Below are 16596 nucleotides of genomic sequence, written 5' to 3'. Positions count from 1 at the left end.
GCGCGGGCGCGGCGTTGGCACGCAAACCGACGACGCGGGAGGCGTAGTGGCGGACAAGAACGCGGGCGGGGCCATGGGAGCCGCGGGCAGGGCACCAGCGGCCGACAAGGCGGATGCGATACGCAATGTCGTCCTGGTCGGCCACTCGGGAGCGGGCAAGACGACCCTGGTCGAGCAACTGCTGGCGGCGACCGGCACCATCCAGCGGGCAGGCCGGGTGGAAGACGGCAACACGGTCAGCGACTTCGACGAGGTGGAGGTGCGCCAGCAACGCTCGGTCAACCTGACACCGGCGCCGCTGACCTTCAACGGCATCAAGATCAACCTTCTCGACACCCCCGGTTACGCGGACTTCGTCGGCGACCTGCGGGCCGGGCTGCGCGCCGCCGACGCGGCGCTGTTCGTGGTGTCGGCCACCGACGGGATCGACGGGCTCACCCAGATGCTGTGGGAGGAGTGCGCCCAGGTCCGCATGCCCAGGGCCGTGGTCATCACCAAGCTCGACCACCAGCGGGCCGACTTCGACGGGGTGCTCGCCACCTGCCAGGAGGTCTTCGGCGACGGGGTCGCTCCGCTGTACCTGCCGGTCATCACGAACGGGAACGTGAACGGCCTGATCGGGCTGCTGACGCAGAAGTTCTACAACTACGCCGGCGGCACCCGTACGGAGAAGGAGCCGGGAGCGGAGTACGAGGCCCGCATCGAGGAGCATCGCGGCGTCCTGATCGAGGGCATCATCCAGGAGAGCGAGGACGAGTCGCTCATGGAGCGCTACCTCGAGGGCGAGCCCATCGACATCAAGGTGCTCGTCCAGGACCTGGAGAAGGCGGTCTGCGAGGGCGACTTCCACCCGGTGCTCTGCACCGGGCTCGGCGTGGGCGCGATCGAGCTGCTGGAGCTCGTCACCCAGGGCTTCCCCGCGCCCCACGAGCACCCGATGCCCGAGATCACCACCCTCGACGGCAAGCCGGTGGCGAACATCGCCTGCGACCCCGACGGCCCGCTGGTGGCCGAGGTCGTCAAGACGACCAGCGACCCGTACGTGGGCCGCATCAGCCTGGTGCGCGTCTTCTCCGGCACGCTGCGGCCCGACATGACCGTGCACGTCTCCGGCCACGGCCTGGCCGAGCGCGGCCACGAGGACCACGACGTCGACGAGCGCGTCGGCGCCCTGAGCTGCCCGCTCGGCAAGCAGCAGCGCCAGATCGCCAAGGGCGTGGCGGGCGACATCGTGGCCGTGGCCAAGCTGTCGCGGGCCGAGACCGGCGACACGCTGTCGGAGGTCGAGCGGCCGCTGCTGATGACGGCCTGGGACATGCCCGAGCCGCTGCTGCCGGTGGCGATCCGCGCCAAGTCGAAGGCCGACGAGGACAAGCTGGGGCAGGCGCTGGGCCGCCTGGTGGCCGAGGACCCGACGCTGCGCCTGGAGAACAACGCCGAAACCCGGCAACTCGTGCTGTGGTGCATGGGCGAGGCGCACACCGACGTGCTGCTGGACCGGCTGGCCAAGCGCCACGGGGTCGAGGTGGAGCGGATCGGCCTGCGGGTGCCGCTGCGGGAGACGTTCGGCGGCCGGACGCAGGCGATGGGCCGCAACGTCAAGCAGACCGGCGGCCACGGCCAGTACGCCATCTGCCATCTGGAGGTGGAGCCGCTGCCGTCGGGCGGCGGGTTCGAGTTCGTCGACAAGATCGTCGGCGGTGTCGTGCCGCGCCAGTTCATCCCGTCGGTCGAGAAGGGCGTGCGGGCGCAGATGGACCGGGGGGTGCGCGCCGGCTATCCGGTCGTGGACGTCCGGGTCACGCTGTACGACGGCAAGGCCCATTCCGTCGACTCCTCCGACATGGCGTTCCAGATCGCCGGCCAGCTGGCGTTGAAGGAGGCGGCGTCGAAGGTGCCGACGCTGCTGCTGGAGCCGGTCGACGAACTGTCGGTGCTGGTTTCCGACGAGCACGTGGGCGCCGTGATGTCCGACCTGTCGTCGCGGCGCGGGCGGGTGCTCGGCACCGAGCCGGTGGGCCGCGGCCGCACCCTGGTCAAGGCGGAGGTGCCACAGCTGGAGGTCACCCGGTACGCGATCGACCTGCGCTCCATGTCCCACGGCACCGGCACCTTCCAGCGCGCGTTCCTGCGCTACGAGCCGCTGCCGCCGCATCTCGCCGACAAACTGGCCGCGGAGTCGGGCTAGGATCCCGCCGGGTCGCCGGGAGGGCAGCCCCTCCCGGCCCACCGGTCACAATGGTGTCACGAGTCGATTTCTTTTTTCCGTACGGAGCATGCCGACTCCGATGCGAGACTGGTTGGCACTATGCGAACCGGACGCCCACTCCTCGCCGCCACCGCCCTCGCCGCCGTGGCCGTCGGCGCTGCCTACACCTTCGGGCCCGCCGAGGCCGGCCAGCGCAAGGCGGAGGCGGCCAAGAAGAAGTCGACCGAGAGCGCGGTGGTCACCGCGGCGTGCACCCCCGACCCGCGCCACCCGAAACGCCAGCTGCGCGGGGTGTGGATCGCCACGGTCAACAACATCGACTGGCCCTCGCGCAAGGGCCTGTCGGCCGACCGGCAGCGGGCCGAATACACGAGGCTGCTCGACGCCGCCGCCAAGCGCAACTTCAACGCCGTCTTCGTCCAGGTCAGGCCGGCGTCCGACGCCCTCTACAAGTCGTCGATCGAGCCGTGGTCGCAGTTCCTCACCGGCACCCCGGGCAAGGACCCCGGCTGGGACCCGCTGCCGTTCCTCATCAAGGAGGCGCACAAGCGGGGCCTGGAGTTCCACGCCTGGTTCAACCCGTACCGCGCCGCCTACGACGCGAGCGTCGCCGAGCTGCCCGCCTCCCACCCGGCGCGCAAGAACCCCGGCTGGACCGTCAAGTACGGCGACCGCCTCTACTACAACCCGGGCCTGCCCCAGGTGCGCCGCCACGTGGTCAAGGTCGTCACCGACGTGGTCGAGCGCTACGACGTCGACGGCGTCCACTTCGACGACTACTTCTACCCCTATCCCACGCCCGGCAGCACGTTCGACGACCGCGCGGCCTTCAAGAAGCACGGCAAGGGCATGAAGCTGGCCGACTGGCGGCGGCAGAACGTCGACAAGCTCGTGGCCGAGGTCGACGAGGCCGTCCACGCCGCCAAGGGACACGTCAAGTTCGGCATCAGCCCGTTCGGCATCTGGCGCAACAAGGCGCAGGACCCGTCCGGCTCCGACACCTCCGGCATGTCCGCCTACGACTCGATCTACGCCGACGCCAAGGCGTGGATCGAGGCGGGCACCGTCGACTACGTGATGCCCCAGCTCTACTGGTCGCGCTCGCACAAGCTGGCCGGCTACGGCAAGCTGGCGCCGTGGTGGGCCGACGCGGTCGAGGGCACCGACGTCCACCTCTACATCGGCCAGGCGCTCTACCGGGTCGGCGCGAAGGACGAGGCCGCCTGGACCAAGCCGGGCGAGCTGCCGGCCCACCTCACGCTCAACCGCAAGCTCGACCGGATCAGCGGTGACGTGTACTTCAGCGCCAAGCAGCTGCTGACCAACCCGCTGGGCGCCATCGACCGGGTCGCCAAGGCCCACTACGCCCGCCCGGCGCTGCTGCCGCTGATGGAGGAGCGCGGCGGCGCCGCCCCGGCGAAGCCGTCGGGCGTCAAGGCGGCCGGGTCCGCCGTGTCGTGGGCGCCGGTGAAGGGGGCCCGCGCGTACGCGGTCTACCGGGTGCCGAAGTCGGGCGACGACTGCCACACGACCGACGCCCGCAACCTCGTGGCCGTGGTGTCGGACCCGGCGTTCACCGCGAAGTCGGCCGGCACTTACCTGGTGACGGCGCTCGACCGGCTCCACAACGAGAGCGGCGCGGCCAGGGTGAAGGTCGAAGCCGGCTAGTCGCGCCACGCGTCGGCGAGAAGCCGGCGAGTGTCGCGGAGCAGCTGCGGGAGCACCTTCGTGCGCGCCACCACGGGCATGAAGTTGGTGTCGCCGCCCCACCTTGGCACCACGTGCTGGTGCAGGTGGGCGGCGATGCCCGCGCCCGCGACGTGGCCGAGGTTCATGCCGACGTTGAAGCCCTGGGCGCCGCTGGCCTCGCGCAGCGCGCGCAGCGCCCGCTGGGTGAACTCGCCCAGCTCGACGATCTCGGCGGCGGTCAGCTGATCGTAGTCGGAGACGTGACGGTAGGGCACGACCATCAGGTGGCCGGAGTTGTAGGGGTAGAGGTTGAGCACCGCGTACACGACCTCGCCCCTGGCGACGACCAAGCCGTCCTCGTCGCTCATCTCGGGGATGGCGTCGAACGGGCACCCGTCGGGGCTGGTGTCGATCGGCTTGTTCTCGCCCTTGATGTAGGCCATGCGATGCGGGGTCCACAGACGCTCGAAGTTGTCGGGCTCCCCTGCCCCTGCCTGATCGTGCATATCTAGCAGCATAGGGCCCCCGTGCAACGGACCGACGAGGTGCTCATCAGGCCGGTTCCACGCCCTTCTAGCGGGTGTCGCGGATCCGGTCGGCGAGGTCCGTGACGGCGCCGATCATCCGGGGCCCGGACAGGAACACCGGGTCGTTGTGCCCGGCCCCGGCGATCTCGACGACCGTGACCGGGCCCGCGGCCGCCGCGGCGACCGCGCGGCTCTGGCCGGCCGGCACGATCGTGTCGGCGGTCCCGTACACCACGACGATCGGCGCCCTGATGGCCGCGACCCGCTCCGCGACCGGGAAGCGGTCGCGGAGCATGGCCCGTACGGGCAGGAAGGGGTAGTTGGCCTGCCCCGCCGCGGCCAGGTCGGTGAACGGCGAGCGGAGCACCAGCCCGTCCGCCGGGCGCTCGGCGGCGAGCCCGGTCAGCACGGCCGCGCCGAGGCTCTCGCCGAAGTAGATCACCGGCACGTCGCCGAGGAAGTCGCGCGCCGCCAGGACGTCCAGGCGCAGCCCTTCCTCGGTGGGGCTGCCGGGGTTGCCGCCGTAGCCCCGGTAGTCGACGAGCAGCACCGGCAGCCCGCGGGCGGCGAGCGCGCGGGCCAGCGGCGCCCGGTGCAGCCGGTTGCCGGCGTTCCCGCCTGCCACCAGCACGGTCACCGGGTGGTCGCCCGGCACGTACCAGGCGCCGAGCCGCAGCCCGTCAGCGGTCGTCAGCGTCACCTCGCGCGCCCCCGGCACGACCTGCCCGGCCGGCGGCACCGGGGCCGGGTCGGGCAGGTAGATCAGCCGCCGCTGGAAGACCCACAGCAGCCCGAGCAGCAGCACCGCCACCGCGAGGACCACGAGGGCGGGGCGCAGCGCGCCGGGCAGGTTCACGGGGCCAGTCCACCACAGGTGAAGCGGTCACCTCACCCGGGTCATGTTGGACTCGTAGCCGCCTCCGCCCGGGTAGACCCAGGCGCCGGTGACGGAGTCGCCGTCGAACGTGCCCCGGTAGTAGGCGGGCGAGCCCTTCTCGCCGCCCCAGATGGTGAGCGTGTCGCCCGCCATCTCGTAGACGTAGTCGAAGGTCTCGCCCTGGCTGCCGTAGTAGCGGGACTTGACGTCCTCGCCCGGCTCGCCGCCGAAGGGCCGCTCCCTGCCGATCATCTCCACGCCCTTGACCGCGTGGCCGTCCTGGACGAGGTCGATCTCCTGGATGAGGAAGAAGCCGCCGTCGAGCCAGCGGTACGTGACGGTGCCCTCGCTGCCGCCCGTCACCCGCCAGGTGCCGACCAGCCGGTCCAGGGCCTCAAGCTGCTTGTCGCCGGTGTTCATGTCGCCGTCCTTCACAGGTCGTCGTCGGTTGTGCCCGTATGACGGCGGTGGCGGGGAAAAGGAATCGGCGGGACTCAGATTTTCTCCGGAAGCCCGAAGGCGGCGAGCACCTCGGGCCCGAACGTGGTGATCTCGGCGATCAGGCCGTCCTCGATCCGCAGCACGTCGAGGTTGACCGCGGTGAACGACGTCTCGCCGGGGCGGCGCACGTAGCTCGCCACGGCGGGCTGCCGGTTGGCCCCGGTCTCGATCAGCCGCCACTCGCCCCACGCCTCGGGGCCCTCCATGACCGGGCGCCACATCTCGAGGATCGCGGCGCGGCCCGCGTACAGCAGGGTCGCGGGCGGCATGGCCTGGCGGGCGTCCTCGCGCAGCAGCGCGGCCAGCGTGTCCAGGTCGCCCGCCTGGGAGGCCTTGAGGTAGCGGCGCAGCACCTGCCGCTCCTCCGCGCTCGGTGCGGTGGCAGGCTTCCAGTCGGCGCGGCGTTCGGGCAGGTGGACGCGGAGGGTGGCGCGGGCCCGCTGGAGCGCGCTCTTGACCGCCGGCACGCTCAGCTCCAGCGCGTCCGCGGTCTCCTCGGCCCGCCATCCGGCCACGTCACGCAGGATCAGCACCGCCCGCTGGCGCGGCGGCAGATGCTGGATCGCCGCGAGGTAGGCGAGCTCGATCGTCTCCCGCGCGGCCGCCACCGCGTGCGGCTCGCCCTCCCCGGGGGCGGCCAGGTCGAGCACCCGGTCGGGGATCGGCCGCAGCCACGGCACCTCGGCCTGCGCCGACCGCTCGCCGCCCGCCATCGCCATGACCACCTCGCGCGAGCGGGCCGGGCCGGACAGCGCGTCGAGGCAGGCGTTGGTGGCGATCCGGTAGAGCCAGGCGCGCGGCGTGGCGCGGCCCTCGAACGTCTCGCGCCGCCGCCACGCCCGCAGCAGCGTCTCCTGCACCATGTCCTCGGCGTCGCTGTAGGACCCGAGCATGCGGTAGCAGTGGACCTCCAGCTCGTGCCGGTGGCGCTGGGCCAGCGCGGCGAACCGCTCCTGGTCGCCCGCCCGGATCGCCTCGGTCACCTCGCCGGTCTCGCTCACCGCTCCTCCCCTCGTCGCGCGGGTCATCGTACGCGCCGCCGCCGACAATCCGGGCGCCCGGCGTCTAGGGTGGCGGGCATGGCCGATCAACTCGAACCCATGCCCACCGACTGGCAGCGGGCGCTCGCCGTGGTGGCCCATCCCGACGACCTGGAGTACGGCTGCGCGGCCGCCGTCGCGACCTGGACCGCGGCGGGCCGCGAGGTCGCCTACCTGATGGCCACCCGCGGTGAGGCGGGCATCGACACGCTCGCCCCGGCCGAGGCGGGTCCGGTGCGCGAGCGGGAGGAACGGGCCGGCGCCGCCGTCGTGGGCGTGACCACGGTGGAGTTCCTCGACCACGCCGACGGGGTGATCGAGTACGGTCCGGCGCTGCGCCGCGACATCGCGGCGGCGATCCGCCGTCACCGTCCCGAGCTGGTGGTGACCCTCAACTTCGACGACACCTGGGCCGGCGGCGCCTACTGGAACACCCCCGACCACAGGGCGGTCGGCCGGGCCGTGATGGACGCCGTCGCCGACGCCGGCAACCGGTGGATCTTCCCCGACGCGGGCGAGCCGTGGGGCGGCGTGCGCTGGGTGGCGGTCGCGGGCAGCGACTCCCCCACCCACGCCGTCGACGTCACGGACGGGCTGGAGGCCGGCGTGCGCTCACTGGTGGCGCACCGCGCCTACATCGAGGCGCTCACCGGCGACGACCCGGAGAAGTACGCGCGCGAACTCGTCGAAGGCTTCGCCCGCGAAAGCGCCACCCGCTTCGCCGGCCGCCCCGCGATCCCCTTCAGACTGTTCAACCGCTGACCCGGACACTCCAACGCCCGCCCATCCGGACACGTCCAGCACGGCACGCGCGATGCGCCCCGCGCGGCCAGACCCTAGGACGCGTCCAACGCGGCACGGTCGCGGTACCACCAGCGCGGCACGGGTCCCGACGGGTCCCACGAGGTCCGCCCCCGAACGGACACCGTCGCGATGCGTTCAACGCGGTCCGACCCCTGACGCGTCGAGCACGGCGCGGTCGCGGCACCACCAGCGGCACGGTCGCGACGCGTCCGCGCGGTCCAGCCCCCGAACGGACACGATCGCGATGCGTCCAGCGCGGTCCGACCCCCGAGGCGTCCAGCACAGCACGATCACGACGCGTCCCGCGCGGCCAGACCCTAAGACGCGTCAAGCGCGGCACGGTCGAGGTACCACCAACGCGCACGGGTCCCGACGGGTCCCACGAGGTCCGACCCCTGAACGGCCACGGTCGCGATGCGTTCAACGCGGTCCGACCCCCGACGCGTCGAGCGCGGCGCGGTCGGGGTACCACTAGCGCGGCACGGTCCCGACGGATCCCACGAGGTCCGACCCCTGAACGGCCACGGTCGCGATGCGTTCAACGCGGTCCGACCCCCGACGCGCCGAGCGCGCCACGGCCGCGGTGCGTCCCGCGCGCGGCCCGCCCCGGACACGTTCGGGAAGGACGGCTGCCCGCGGACGGGCAGCGGGGGCGTCTCGCGGATGCGCAGGCGCCCGCGTGAAGTGGGTGTCGCGTCCAGCGCGGTGCGTCCCGGGTGCGGCTTACCCCGGATGCGGCCGGCGCGTCCGGCGCGTCCGGGGGTTGGGTGTCAGACCTGGATGCGGCGTTCGATGGCGTCGGCGATCTCGGCGACCGCTCGGTCGACCGGGACGCCGTTGTTCTGCTCGCCGCTGCGGTAGCGGAAGGACACCGCGCCGCCCGCGACGTCGTCGTCGCCGGCCAGGAGCATGTAGGGCACCTTGGCCTTCTGGGCGTTGCGGATCTTCTTCTGCATGCGGTCGTCGGAGGCGTCGACCTCGACCCGGATGCCGCGCTCGCGCAGCTTCTTGGCGACGTCCTGCAGGTAGGGCACGTGCGTGTCGGCGATCGGGATGCCGACCACCTGGACGGGCGCGAGCCAGGGCGGGAAGGCGCCCGCGTAGTGCTCGGTCAGCACGCCGAGGAAGCGCTCGATGGAGCCGAACAGCGCCCGGTGGATCATGACCGGGGTCTGGCGGCTGCCGTCGGCGGCCTGGTATTCGAGCCCGAACCGCTGGGGCTGGTTGAGGTCGAGCTGGATGGTCGACAGCTGCCAGGTGCGGCCGATCGCGTCCTTGGCCTGCACGGAGATCTTGGGGCCGTAGAAGGCCGCGCCGCCCGGGTCGTCGACCAGCTCCAGGCCGGACTCCACGGCCGTCTCGCGCAGCGCCTCGGTGGCCTCGTCCCAGTGGGCGGGGTCGCCGATGAACTTCTCGGAGTCGTCGCGGGTGGACAGCTCCAGGTAGAACTCCGACAGGCCGAAGTCGCGCAGCACGCTGAGCACGAAGGTGAGCAGGCTCTTGATCTCGCCGACCATCTGCTCACGGGTGCAGTAGATGTGGGAGTCGTCCTGCGTCATGCCGCGCACCCGGGTCAGGCCGTGGACCACGCCCGACTTCTCGTAGCGGTAGACGCTGCCGAACTCGCACAGCCGCAGCGGCAGCTCGCGGTAGGAGCGTCCGCGGGCCCGGAAGATCAGGTTGTGCATCGGGCAGTTCATCGGCTTGACGCGGTATTCGACGCCCTCCAGCTCGAAGGGCGGGAACATGTCGTCGGCGTACCACGGCAGGTGGCCGGAGGTCTCGAACAGCGTCGACTTGGTGATGTGGGGGGTGTTGACGAACTCGTAGCCCGCCTCCGCCTGGCGGCGGCGCATGTAGTCTTCCATCTCCTTGCGGATGATGCCGCCCTTGGGGTGGAAGACGGGAAGGCCGCTGCCCAGCTCGGGCGGGAAGCTGAACAGGTCGAGCTCGGCGCCGAGCTTGCGGTGGTCGCGCTTCTCGGCCTCCTCCAGCAGCTTGAGGTATTCGTCCTGCTTGTCGCGGGACTCCCAGGCGGTGCCGTAGATGCGCTGGAGCTGCGGGTTCTTCTCGCTGCCACGCCAGTAGGCGCCGCCGGAGCGCATGAGCTTGAACGCGGGGATGGACCGGGTGGACGGGACGTGCGGGCCGCGGCACAGGTCCTTCCAGTGCAGCTCGCCGGTCTTGGCGTCGAGGTTGTCGTAGATGGTGAGCTGGCCGGCGCCGACCTCGACCGACTCCTCGGCGTCAGCGCCGCCCTTCAGGCCGATGAGCTCCAGCTTGTAGGGCTCGTCGGCCAGCTCCTCGCGGGCCTCGTCGTCGCCGACGGGACGGCGGGAGAACAGCTGCCCCTGCTTGACGATCTCGCGCATGCGCTTCTCGATGCGCTTGAGGTCGTCGGGGTGGAAGGCCTCGGCCACGTCGAAGTCGTAGTAGAAGCCGTTGTCGACCGGCGGGCCGATGCCGAGCTTGGCCTCGGGGAACAGCTCCTGGACGGCCTGGGCCATGACGTGGGCGGTGGAGTGGCGGACGATCGCCCGGCCCTCCTCGCTGGAGATCTCGATCGGCTCGACCACGTCGCCGTCGGCGAGCGGGTGGGCCAGGTCGCGCGCCTCGCCGTTGACCCGGGCGGCGATCACGGTGCGGCCGTCGGCGTCGAGCGCCTGGCCGGCCGTCGTGCCGGCCGCGACCACACGCTCGGCTCCGGCGAGGGTGATGCGTAGCTCGGCTGACACGATGGCTCCCTTGGATAGCGCTCGTCGGTGACGGAAAACGATGCTATCGCGGGTCGAACCCCATCCTGGTCAGCCTTCTGCGGCTGCCCAGGAACACGTTCCGGTCGATCGGGCTGTTGGCGTGCTGGTGGATCGACCAGTCCCGCCACGGTCCCGGCACCGCCGGCCGGCCGCGCGGGCGGTGCGGGCTGGCGATCCACAGCGGGTACTCGCCCAGGCCCGCGCAGTTGCCCTCCTCGGCGAAGGACTGGAAGGTGTAGACGAACGGCCGCGTGCCGGTGCGCGCTTCCACGTACTGGCACCAGCGGCGGGCGAAGCCGGAGACCCGCTCGGGCTTGATCCCGTCGTCGGTCTCGAGGTCGAGCGCGATCAGGTCGCCCCGGCGCAGCCCGCCCGCCTGGTTGATCGTGCGCAGGAAGTGGCGCGCCTGCTGCACGGGATCACCCTTGGGTCGCGCGAAGTGGTAGGCGCCGCAGACGATCCAGTTCTCCCGCATGCGGTCCCAGTTGCGGGAGAACCAGTGATCGGTCCAGTCGCCGCCCTCGGTGGCCTTGGCGAAGGCGAACGCCACTCCACTGCGCGCGTGCTCGGCCCAGTCGACGGATTTCTGCCAGTTGGACACGTCGATGCCGTGCAGCAAGCGCTTGTCCATGTCGGAGTACACCCTGCCGGAGTTTATGGCGACTCCGGCTGATCAGCCCTTCGACGCGCCGATGAGCAGCTTGTGCGCGCGCTCGCGGTCGCCATAGACCGCGGCCACGAAGTCGGTGACCCCGGCCTGGGCCAGGGCGTCGATCTGGGCGCGCACCGCGTCCTCGTCGCCGACCACGGCGACGCCGCCGGGGTTCTCGACGCCCTCCCTGTCGAGCATGGCCCGGTAGGACGGGAGCTGCCCGTACATGACGAAGATCTCGTCGGCCTTGGCCCTGGCGGCCTCCGGGTCGTCGGTGACGCAGACGGGCAGGGTGCAGACGACGCGCGGCGCGGGCCGGCCCGCCTCCTTCGCGGCGGCGGTGATGGTGGGCACGATGTGCTCGGCGACGGTCTTGCGGCCGGTCATCCAGAGGACGGTGCCGTCGGCGACGGTGCCCGCCAGCTTGAGCATGCGCGGGCCGAGTGCGGCGACCAGCACCGGCAGGCCGGCCCCCGGCGTGCTGAGCCGCACGTTGGCCTTGAGCGTCTCGCCGGTGTAGTCGACCTGCTCGCCGCGGGTGACGGGCAGCAGGACGTCGAGATACTCCTTCATGTGCCGGGCGGGCCGGTCGAAGCTGTAGCCGTACATGCCCTCGATGACGACCTGGTGGGAGAGGCCGATGCCGAGGGCCAGCCGGCCGCCGAGCGCGGCGTTGACGGTCATGGCCTGCTGGGCGAGCACGACGGGATGGCGGGGGTAGGTCGGCACGACGCCGGTGCCGAACTCGATGTCGCGGCCCCCGGCCAGGGCGGCGCTGCCGGCCACGGCGAGCGAGGTGAGCGCGTCCAGCCCGAAGATCTGGGACATCCAGACCGAGTCGAAACCGTCGTCGGCCGCGCGGGCGATCCGGTCGCGCAGGTCGGGGAACGGATCCTGGCCGTTGGGCTCATTGATCAGAAGTCCGAATCGCATGCTGACAGAACTCCATTCTAGTCGGCTGGGGCGAGTGTAACCCCGGTCGCGCCGGGTGGTGCCGAGGCCGGGCCGTACCCCCTTTGTAAAGTGGCTTCATGACCCACGAACGTGCGGGACAGCCCGCTCAGCCCGCGGATCTGGTGGACGTGGCCCGGCTGGTGACCGCCTACTACGCGTTGCGGCCCGACCCGGGCGACCCGGGGCAGCGGGTGACGTTCGGCACCTCGGGCCATCGCGGGTCGTCGCGGGCCTCGGCCTTCAACGAGGCCCACATCCTGGCCACCACCCAGGCCATCTGCGAATACCGGCTGACGCAGGGCACCGACGGCCCGCTCTACCTGGGCATCGACACGCACGCGCTGTCGGAGCCCGCGCGGGTGTCGGCGCTGGAGGTGCTCGCGGCCAACGACGTGCGGGTGCTGATCGACTCCCGCGACGGCTACACGCCGACGCCGGCCGTCTCCCACGCGATCCTCACGTACAACCGCGGCAGGAAATCGGGGCTCGCCGACGGGGTGGTCATCACGCCGTCGCACAACCCGCCGTCCGACGGCGGCTTCAAGTACAACCCGCCGAACGGCGGCCCGGCCGACACCGAGGCCACCTCGTGGATCCAGGACCGCGCCAACCGGCTGCTGGCCCAGGACCTCGCCGGGGTGCGCCGGGTGCCCTACGCCAGGGCGCTGGAGGCGGCGGGCCGCTACGACTTCCTCGGCTCGTACGTGGACGACCTGCCCTCGGTCGTGGACCTGGACGCGATCAGGGCGGCCGGGGTGCGGATCGGCGCCGACCCGCTCGGCGGCGCCAGTGTGGCCTACTGGGGCGAGATCGCCGAGCGCCACCGCCTCGACCTGACCGTGGTCAACCCGCTGGTCGACCCGACGTGGCGGTTCATGACGCTCGACTGGGACGGCAAGATCCGCATGGACTGCTCGTCGCCGTACGCGATGGCCTCGCTCATCGACGGCCGCGACCGCTTCCAGATCGCCACCGGCAACGACGCCGACGCCGACCGGCACGGCATCGTCACCCCCGACGGCGGGCTGGTCAACCCGAACCACTACCTGGCGGTGGCGATCTCCTACCTGTACGAGCACCGCGACGGGTGGCCGCGAGACGCCGGGGTCGGCAAGACGATGGTCAGCAGCGGCGTCATCGACCGGGTGGCCGCCTCGCTGGGGCGGCGGCTGTACGAGGTGCCGGTGGGTTTCAAGTGGTTCGTGCCGGGGCTGCTCGACGGCTCGCTCGGGTTCGGCGGCGAGGAGAGCGCGGGCGCGTCGTTCCTGCGCCGCGACGGCTCGGTGTGGACCACCGACAAGGACGGCCTGATCCTGGCCCTGCTGGCGGCCGAGATCCAGGCGGTCACGGGCAGGTCGCCGAGCGAGCACTACCGGGTCCTGACCGAGCGGTTCGGCGAGCCCGCCTACGCGCGGGTGGACGCGCCGGCCACCCGCGAGGAGAAGGCGGTGCTCGGCAAGCTGTCGGCCGACCAGGTGACGGCCTCCAGCCTGGCCGGCGAGCCGATCACGTCGGTGCTCACGGCCGCGCCGGGCAACGGGGCGTCCCTGGGCGGCGTCAAGGTCTCCACGGAGAGCGCCTGGTTCGCCGCCCGGCCGTCGGGCACGGAGGACGTCTACAAGATCTACGCCGAGTCGTTCCGCGGCCCGGACCACCTCGCCAAGGTGCAGGAGGAGGCCCGGTCGCTGGTCTCCGCGGCGCTGGGCTGATCAGGACCCTTCAGGACTTCGCGAGCACCCGGCCGTCGTCGTCGATGGCCGGGAACGCGCCGGTGTCGACGATGCCGTGCTGGTGGTAGAGCTGCTCGATGAGGGCGTGGGCCGCGGGCTCCAGCTTCCACAGCGCGCGCCACTCGCGGGCGACGGGCACCGGGATGCCGATCTCCTGGGCGATGTCCACGGTGCGCGGCACGATCCCCTTGGCGATCTGCCGGTTCCAGTAGGCGCGGGCCTGGCGCATGAGCACCGCGCGCTGGGCGGTGTCGACGATCTGGGGGGCCGCGTCGATGACCGCGATCTCCTCGTCGTCCTCCTCCCGCACCAGCTCGGCGAGCGCGGGCGGCAGCTCGGGCCTGGCGGGCACCGGCCGGTGGTCGCGCTCGGGCTCCCAGGGCACCCGCGGGTCGGCGTCGATGAGCGCGGTGGTGTTGTAGAGGGCGGCGATCTGGGCGAGCAGCGCCTCCTGGCGGCCCTGGTCGACGGCCAGGCCGGTGTGCTCGACGGCCTGGTCCATGGCCTTGTCGAGCTTGGCCAGGGCGGCGCGCATCTTGCGGTCGGGGGCGCCGGCCTCGCGCAGCGCCTTGGCGCGCTTGGCGGCCAGCGCGACCCGGGTGAGCCTACGGTGCGCGTCGACCTCGCTGGCGGTGCGGTCGCTGACCTCGGCCAGGCCGAGCCGGACGAGCAGCCGCTCGGGGGTGAGCCGCCAGTTGATGCGGCCGGTGCCGCGGATGCGGTGGCGCTCGATGGCCATGCCGCGCTCCCAGAGCCAGGCGGCCACCAGCGGGGCGGCGAGCCGGAAAACCGCCTCGGGGAAGCTGCTGGCGTCCATGCTGGACAGCACCGCGGTCAGGCAGGTCAGCGCCCACACGGCGATGCCGTCGATGCCCGCGGAGAAGTTCTCCCGCATGTTGCGGCGGGCGCGCACGGCGGAGGTGATGATGGCCACTTCGATGAAGGCGAACAGCAGCAGCCTCAGCGGGCCGTCCAGGCCCAGCACGTCACCGGAGAAGCGCCACATGCCCTGGGCGGACACGCCCGTCGCGATGGAGGCGGCCACGATGGTCAGCACGTCCTCGATGGGACGGTTGGCGACGTAGCGGGCGAACAGCCAGGCGGTGACCCGCCAGGCGACGCGAAGCACCAGGAAGGCCAGGATGAGCCCGGCCAGGCTCAGCAGCGCGATCACGGCGGTCGCGAGCGGCTTCTCGGTGATGAAGGTAGTGATTTCCTCAAATGTGGGCATCAGTCACTATCCGTTGAGGCTCAGTCTCGGGGGGCTCGATGACGAGATCATTGCAGACTGTAGCCACCTTGTACGCCAAACTCCGGCTGCTGCCCAGTTTGCACTGATTTCCCCATACGTCCCACCAGCACCGGAGCCGTGGGGGAACGCGCCAAACGGACCCGGAGTGGCCAGTCCCGTGGACGCCACGGCGTCTCCCCGATCCTCACGGAGCGCACCCGGCTCGCCACCCGCTTACCCGGCGGTCGGGGCTCCGTCCGCGAACCCGCCCGTCTACGCTCATCACCGGACGGTTCCGCCCTGGGGGCGAGGTGACCAGGGCTCTTACCTGAGGCTGAGATGAAATCTCGTCCTTCGGGAGGTCACCAGCACGGCTTCCAGGATGGGACCATCTAGCGAGGGATTTATCCCAGCATCGTGCGATGTATCCCAGCAGGACGGAATCCATGTCAGAGTCAGAAGAGTTTCCTCTCGTCCAGTTCATGCGGGAACGGTTCGATCCAGCGGATGAACTGCTCCGCATCCAGGCGGATCACCCCGTCTACCCGATGGAGATCCCCGGCGGGCAGACGGTCTACCTGGTCACCCGCTGGGACGACGTCCGCGGCGTGCTCGGCGACCACGAGCGGTTCAGCAACGACTTCGCCGGCGTCATCGGCCTCGGCTCGAACCAGGAGGACCCGGGCGGCCTGGGCTTCCGCGACCCGCCCGAGCACACCCGGCTGCGCAAGTTCCTGACGCCGGAGTTCACCATGCGCCGGCTGCGGCGGCTGGAGCCGCGCATCGAGGCGCTGGTCACCGAGTGCCTGGACCGGATCGAGGCCAAGGGCTCCCCCGCGGACCTGATGGAGGACTTCGCGCTCCCCATCCCGTCCCTGGTGATCTCCGAGCTGCTCGGGGTCCCGTACGACGAGCAGGCCGACTTCGTCAAGGTGAGCACGAACCGGTTCGACTTCACCGCCGGGCCCGAGGCGTCGCTGCAGGCGATCAACGACGCGATGACGTACCTCACGGACCTGGTCGCCCGCGAGCGGCGCGACCCCGGCGACGGCCTGCTCGGCCAGCTGCTGCGCGACCACGGCGACGCGCTGGACGACCGCACCCTGGCCAGCATGGCCGACGGCATGCTCACCGGCGGTCACGACACCAGCACGAGCATGCTCGCGCTCGGCTCCCTCTGGCTGCTGGAGAACCCCGACCAGGCCGCCAAGGTGCGCGAGGTCGACGGCTACATCGACGAGGTGATCGAGGAGCTGCTGCGCTACATGACCGTGGTGCAGGTGGCCTTCCCCCGCTTCGCCCGCGACGATCTGGAGCTGCACGGGCAGCAGATCAAGAAGGGCGAGCTGGTGCTCTGCTCGCTCGCCGCCGCCAACCGCGACCCGAACCTGGGCGAGGACATGAACCAGGTCAAGCCGGGCCGCCACACCGCCGGCTCCCACCTGGCGTTCGGTCACGGCATCCACCGCTGCATCGGCGCGCCGCTGGCGCAGATGGAGCTGCGCATCGCCTACCCGATGCTGCTGCGCCGCTTCCCGACGCTGCGCCTGGACGGGGAGGTCCCGTGGCGCAAGCTGGCCATCGTCTACGGCGTGGAGAAGCTACCCGTGGCGTGGTGAAGCGGTT

General features: G+C 71.6%; 13 protein-coding genes. 5 read left to right on the top strand and 8 right to left on the bottom strand.

Going from position 1 to position 16596, the window contains the following annotated elements; all coding sequences use genetic code 11:
• Window positions 1-46: 46 nt before the first annotated feature.
• Complete coding sequence (locus ACZ6YG_RS40440; protein ID WP_466020876.1) at window positions 47-2188, top strand: elongation factor G-like protein EF-G2; 2142 nt, start codon at window positions 47-49, stop codon at window positions 2186-2188.
• 120 nt (window positions 2189-2308) lie between these two features.
• Window positions 2309-3877, top strand: a complete 1569-nt coding sequence (locus ACZ6YG_RS40435) for a glycoside hydrolase family 10-like protein (protein ID WP_466020875.1) — start codon at window positions 2309-2311, stop codon at window positions 3875-3877.
• Here the strand turns inward: ACZ6YG_RS40435 and ACZ6YG_RS40430 are convergent.
• The 4 genes from ACZ6YG_RS40430 to ACZ6YG_RS40415 all read right to left on the bottom strand — a co-directional run bounded on the left by ACZ6YG_RS40430 (window position 3874) and on the right by ACZ6YG_RS40415 (window position 6804).
• The gene (locus ACZ6YG_RS40430) at window positions 3874-4404 is read right to left on the bottom strand and encodes an HIT family protein (protein ID WP_308248775.1); all 531 of its coding nucleotides are present in this window, start codon (window positions 4402-4404) and stop codon (window positions 3874-3876) included. The two genes, ACZ6YG_RS40435 and ACZ6YG_RS40430, sit on opposite strands and share 4 nt — an antisense overlap.
• A gap of 67 nt (window positions 4405-4471) precedes the next feature.
• A complete protein-coding gene (locus ACZ6YG_RS40425) occupies window positions 4472-5281 on the bottom strand; it encodes an alpha/beta hydrolase (RefSeq protein ID WP_466020874.1) in 810 nt (269 codons plus the stop codon).
• A gap of 27 nt (window positions 5282-5308) precedes the next feature.
• Window positions 5309-5722: a hypothetical protein gene (locus ACZ6YG_RS40420; protein ID WP_271278459.1), complete on the bottom strand. Its 414-nt coding sequence runs from the start codon at window positions 5720-5722 to the stop codon at window positions 5309-5311.
• 74 nt (window positions 5723-5796) lie between these two features.
• Window positions 5797-6804, bottom strand: a complete 1008-nt coding sequence (locus tag ACZ6YG_RS40415; RefSeq protein ID WP_466020873.1) for an RNA polymerase subunit sigma-70 — start codon at window positions 6802-6804, stop codon at window positions 5797-5799.
• Window positions 6805-6882: 78 nt separating this feature from the next.
• On the opposite strand from ACZ6YG_RS40415, the gene ACZ6YG_RS40410 reads away from it, so the two are divergent.
• Window positions 6883-7605 carry a PIG-L deacetylase family protein gene (locus ACZ6YG_RS40410; protein ID WP_148031173.1) on the top strand — a complete coding sequence of 241 codons (723 nt, stop codon included), beginning with the start codon at window positions 6883-6885 and terminating at the stop codon, window positions 7603-7605.
• A gap of 812 nt (window positions 7606-8417) precedes the next feature.
• Here the strand turns inward: ACZ6YG_RS40410 and thrS are convergent.
• Genes thrS through ACZ6YG_RS40395 form a run of 3 tightly spaced genes read right to left on the bottom strand, consistent with a single transcriptional unit; the run spans window position 8418 to window position 11988 of the window.
• Window positions 8418-10382: a threonine--tRNA ligase gene (gene thrS, locus ACZ6YG_RS40405; RefSeq protein ID WP_466020872.1), complete on the bottom strand. Its 1965-nt coding sequence runs from the start codon at window positions 10380-10382 to the stop codon at window positions 8418-8420.
• A 43-nt stretch (window positions 10383-10425) separates the two neighbouring features.
• On the bottom strand, window positions 10426-11034 hold the full coding sequence (locus ACZ6YG_RS40400; protein ID WP_466020871.1) for a glycoside hydrolase family 25 protein: 609 nt from the start codon (window positions 11032-11034) through the stop codon (window positions 10426-10428).
• A 42-nt stretch (window positions 11035-11076) separates the two neighbouring features.
• A complete protein-coding gene (locus ACZ6YG_RS40395; RefSeq protein WP_148031170.1) occupies window positions 11077-11988 on the bottom strand; it encodes an LLM class F420-dependent oxidoreductase in 912 nt (303 codons plus the stop codon).
• A 98-nt stretch (window positions 11989-12086) separates the two neighbouring features.
• Here ACZ6YG_RS40395 and pgm point away from each other — a divergent pair, with 98 nt between their 5' ends.
• A complete protein-coding gene (gene pgm, locus ACZ6YG_RS40390) occupies window positions 12087-13718 on the top strand; it encodes a phosphoglucomutase (alpha-D-glucose-1,6-bisphosphate-dependent) (RefSeq protein ID WP_466020870.1) in 1632 nt (543 codons plus the stop codon).
• A gap of 10 nt (window positions 13719-13728) precedes the next feature.
• Here pgm and ACZ6YG_RS40385 read toward each other — a convergent pair whose 3' ends face one another.
• Window positions 13729-14970: a hypothetical protein gene (locus ACZ6YG_RS40385; protein WP_148031168.1), complete on the bottom strand. Its 1242-nt coding sequence runs from the start codon at window positions 14968-14970 to the stop codon at window positions 13729-13731.
• 446 nt (window positions 14971-15416) lie between these two features.
• Between ACZ6YG_RS40385 and ACZ6YG_RS40380 the strand changes: the two genes are divergently transcribed.
• Window positions 15417-16589, top strand: a complete 1173-nt coding sequence (locus ACZ6YG_RS40380) for a cytochrome P450 (protein WP_148031167.1) — start codon at window positions 15417-15419, stop codon at window positions 16587-16589.
• Window positions 16590-16596 lie beyond the last annotated feature (7 nt).

It is taken from the genome of Nonomuraea sp. NPDC054003 (assembly GCF_055585125.1).
This window is presented reverse-complemented; position numbering and strand designations above follow the sequence as displayed.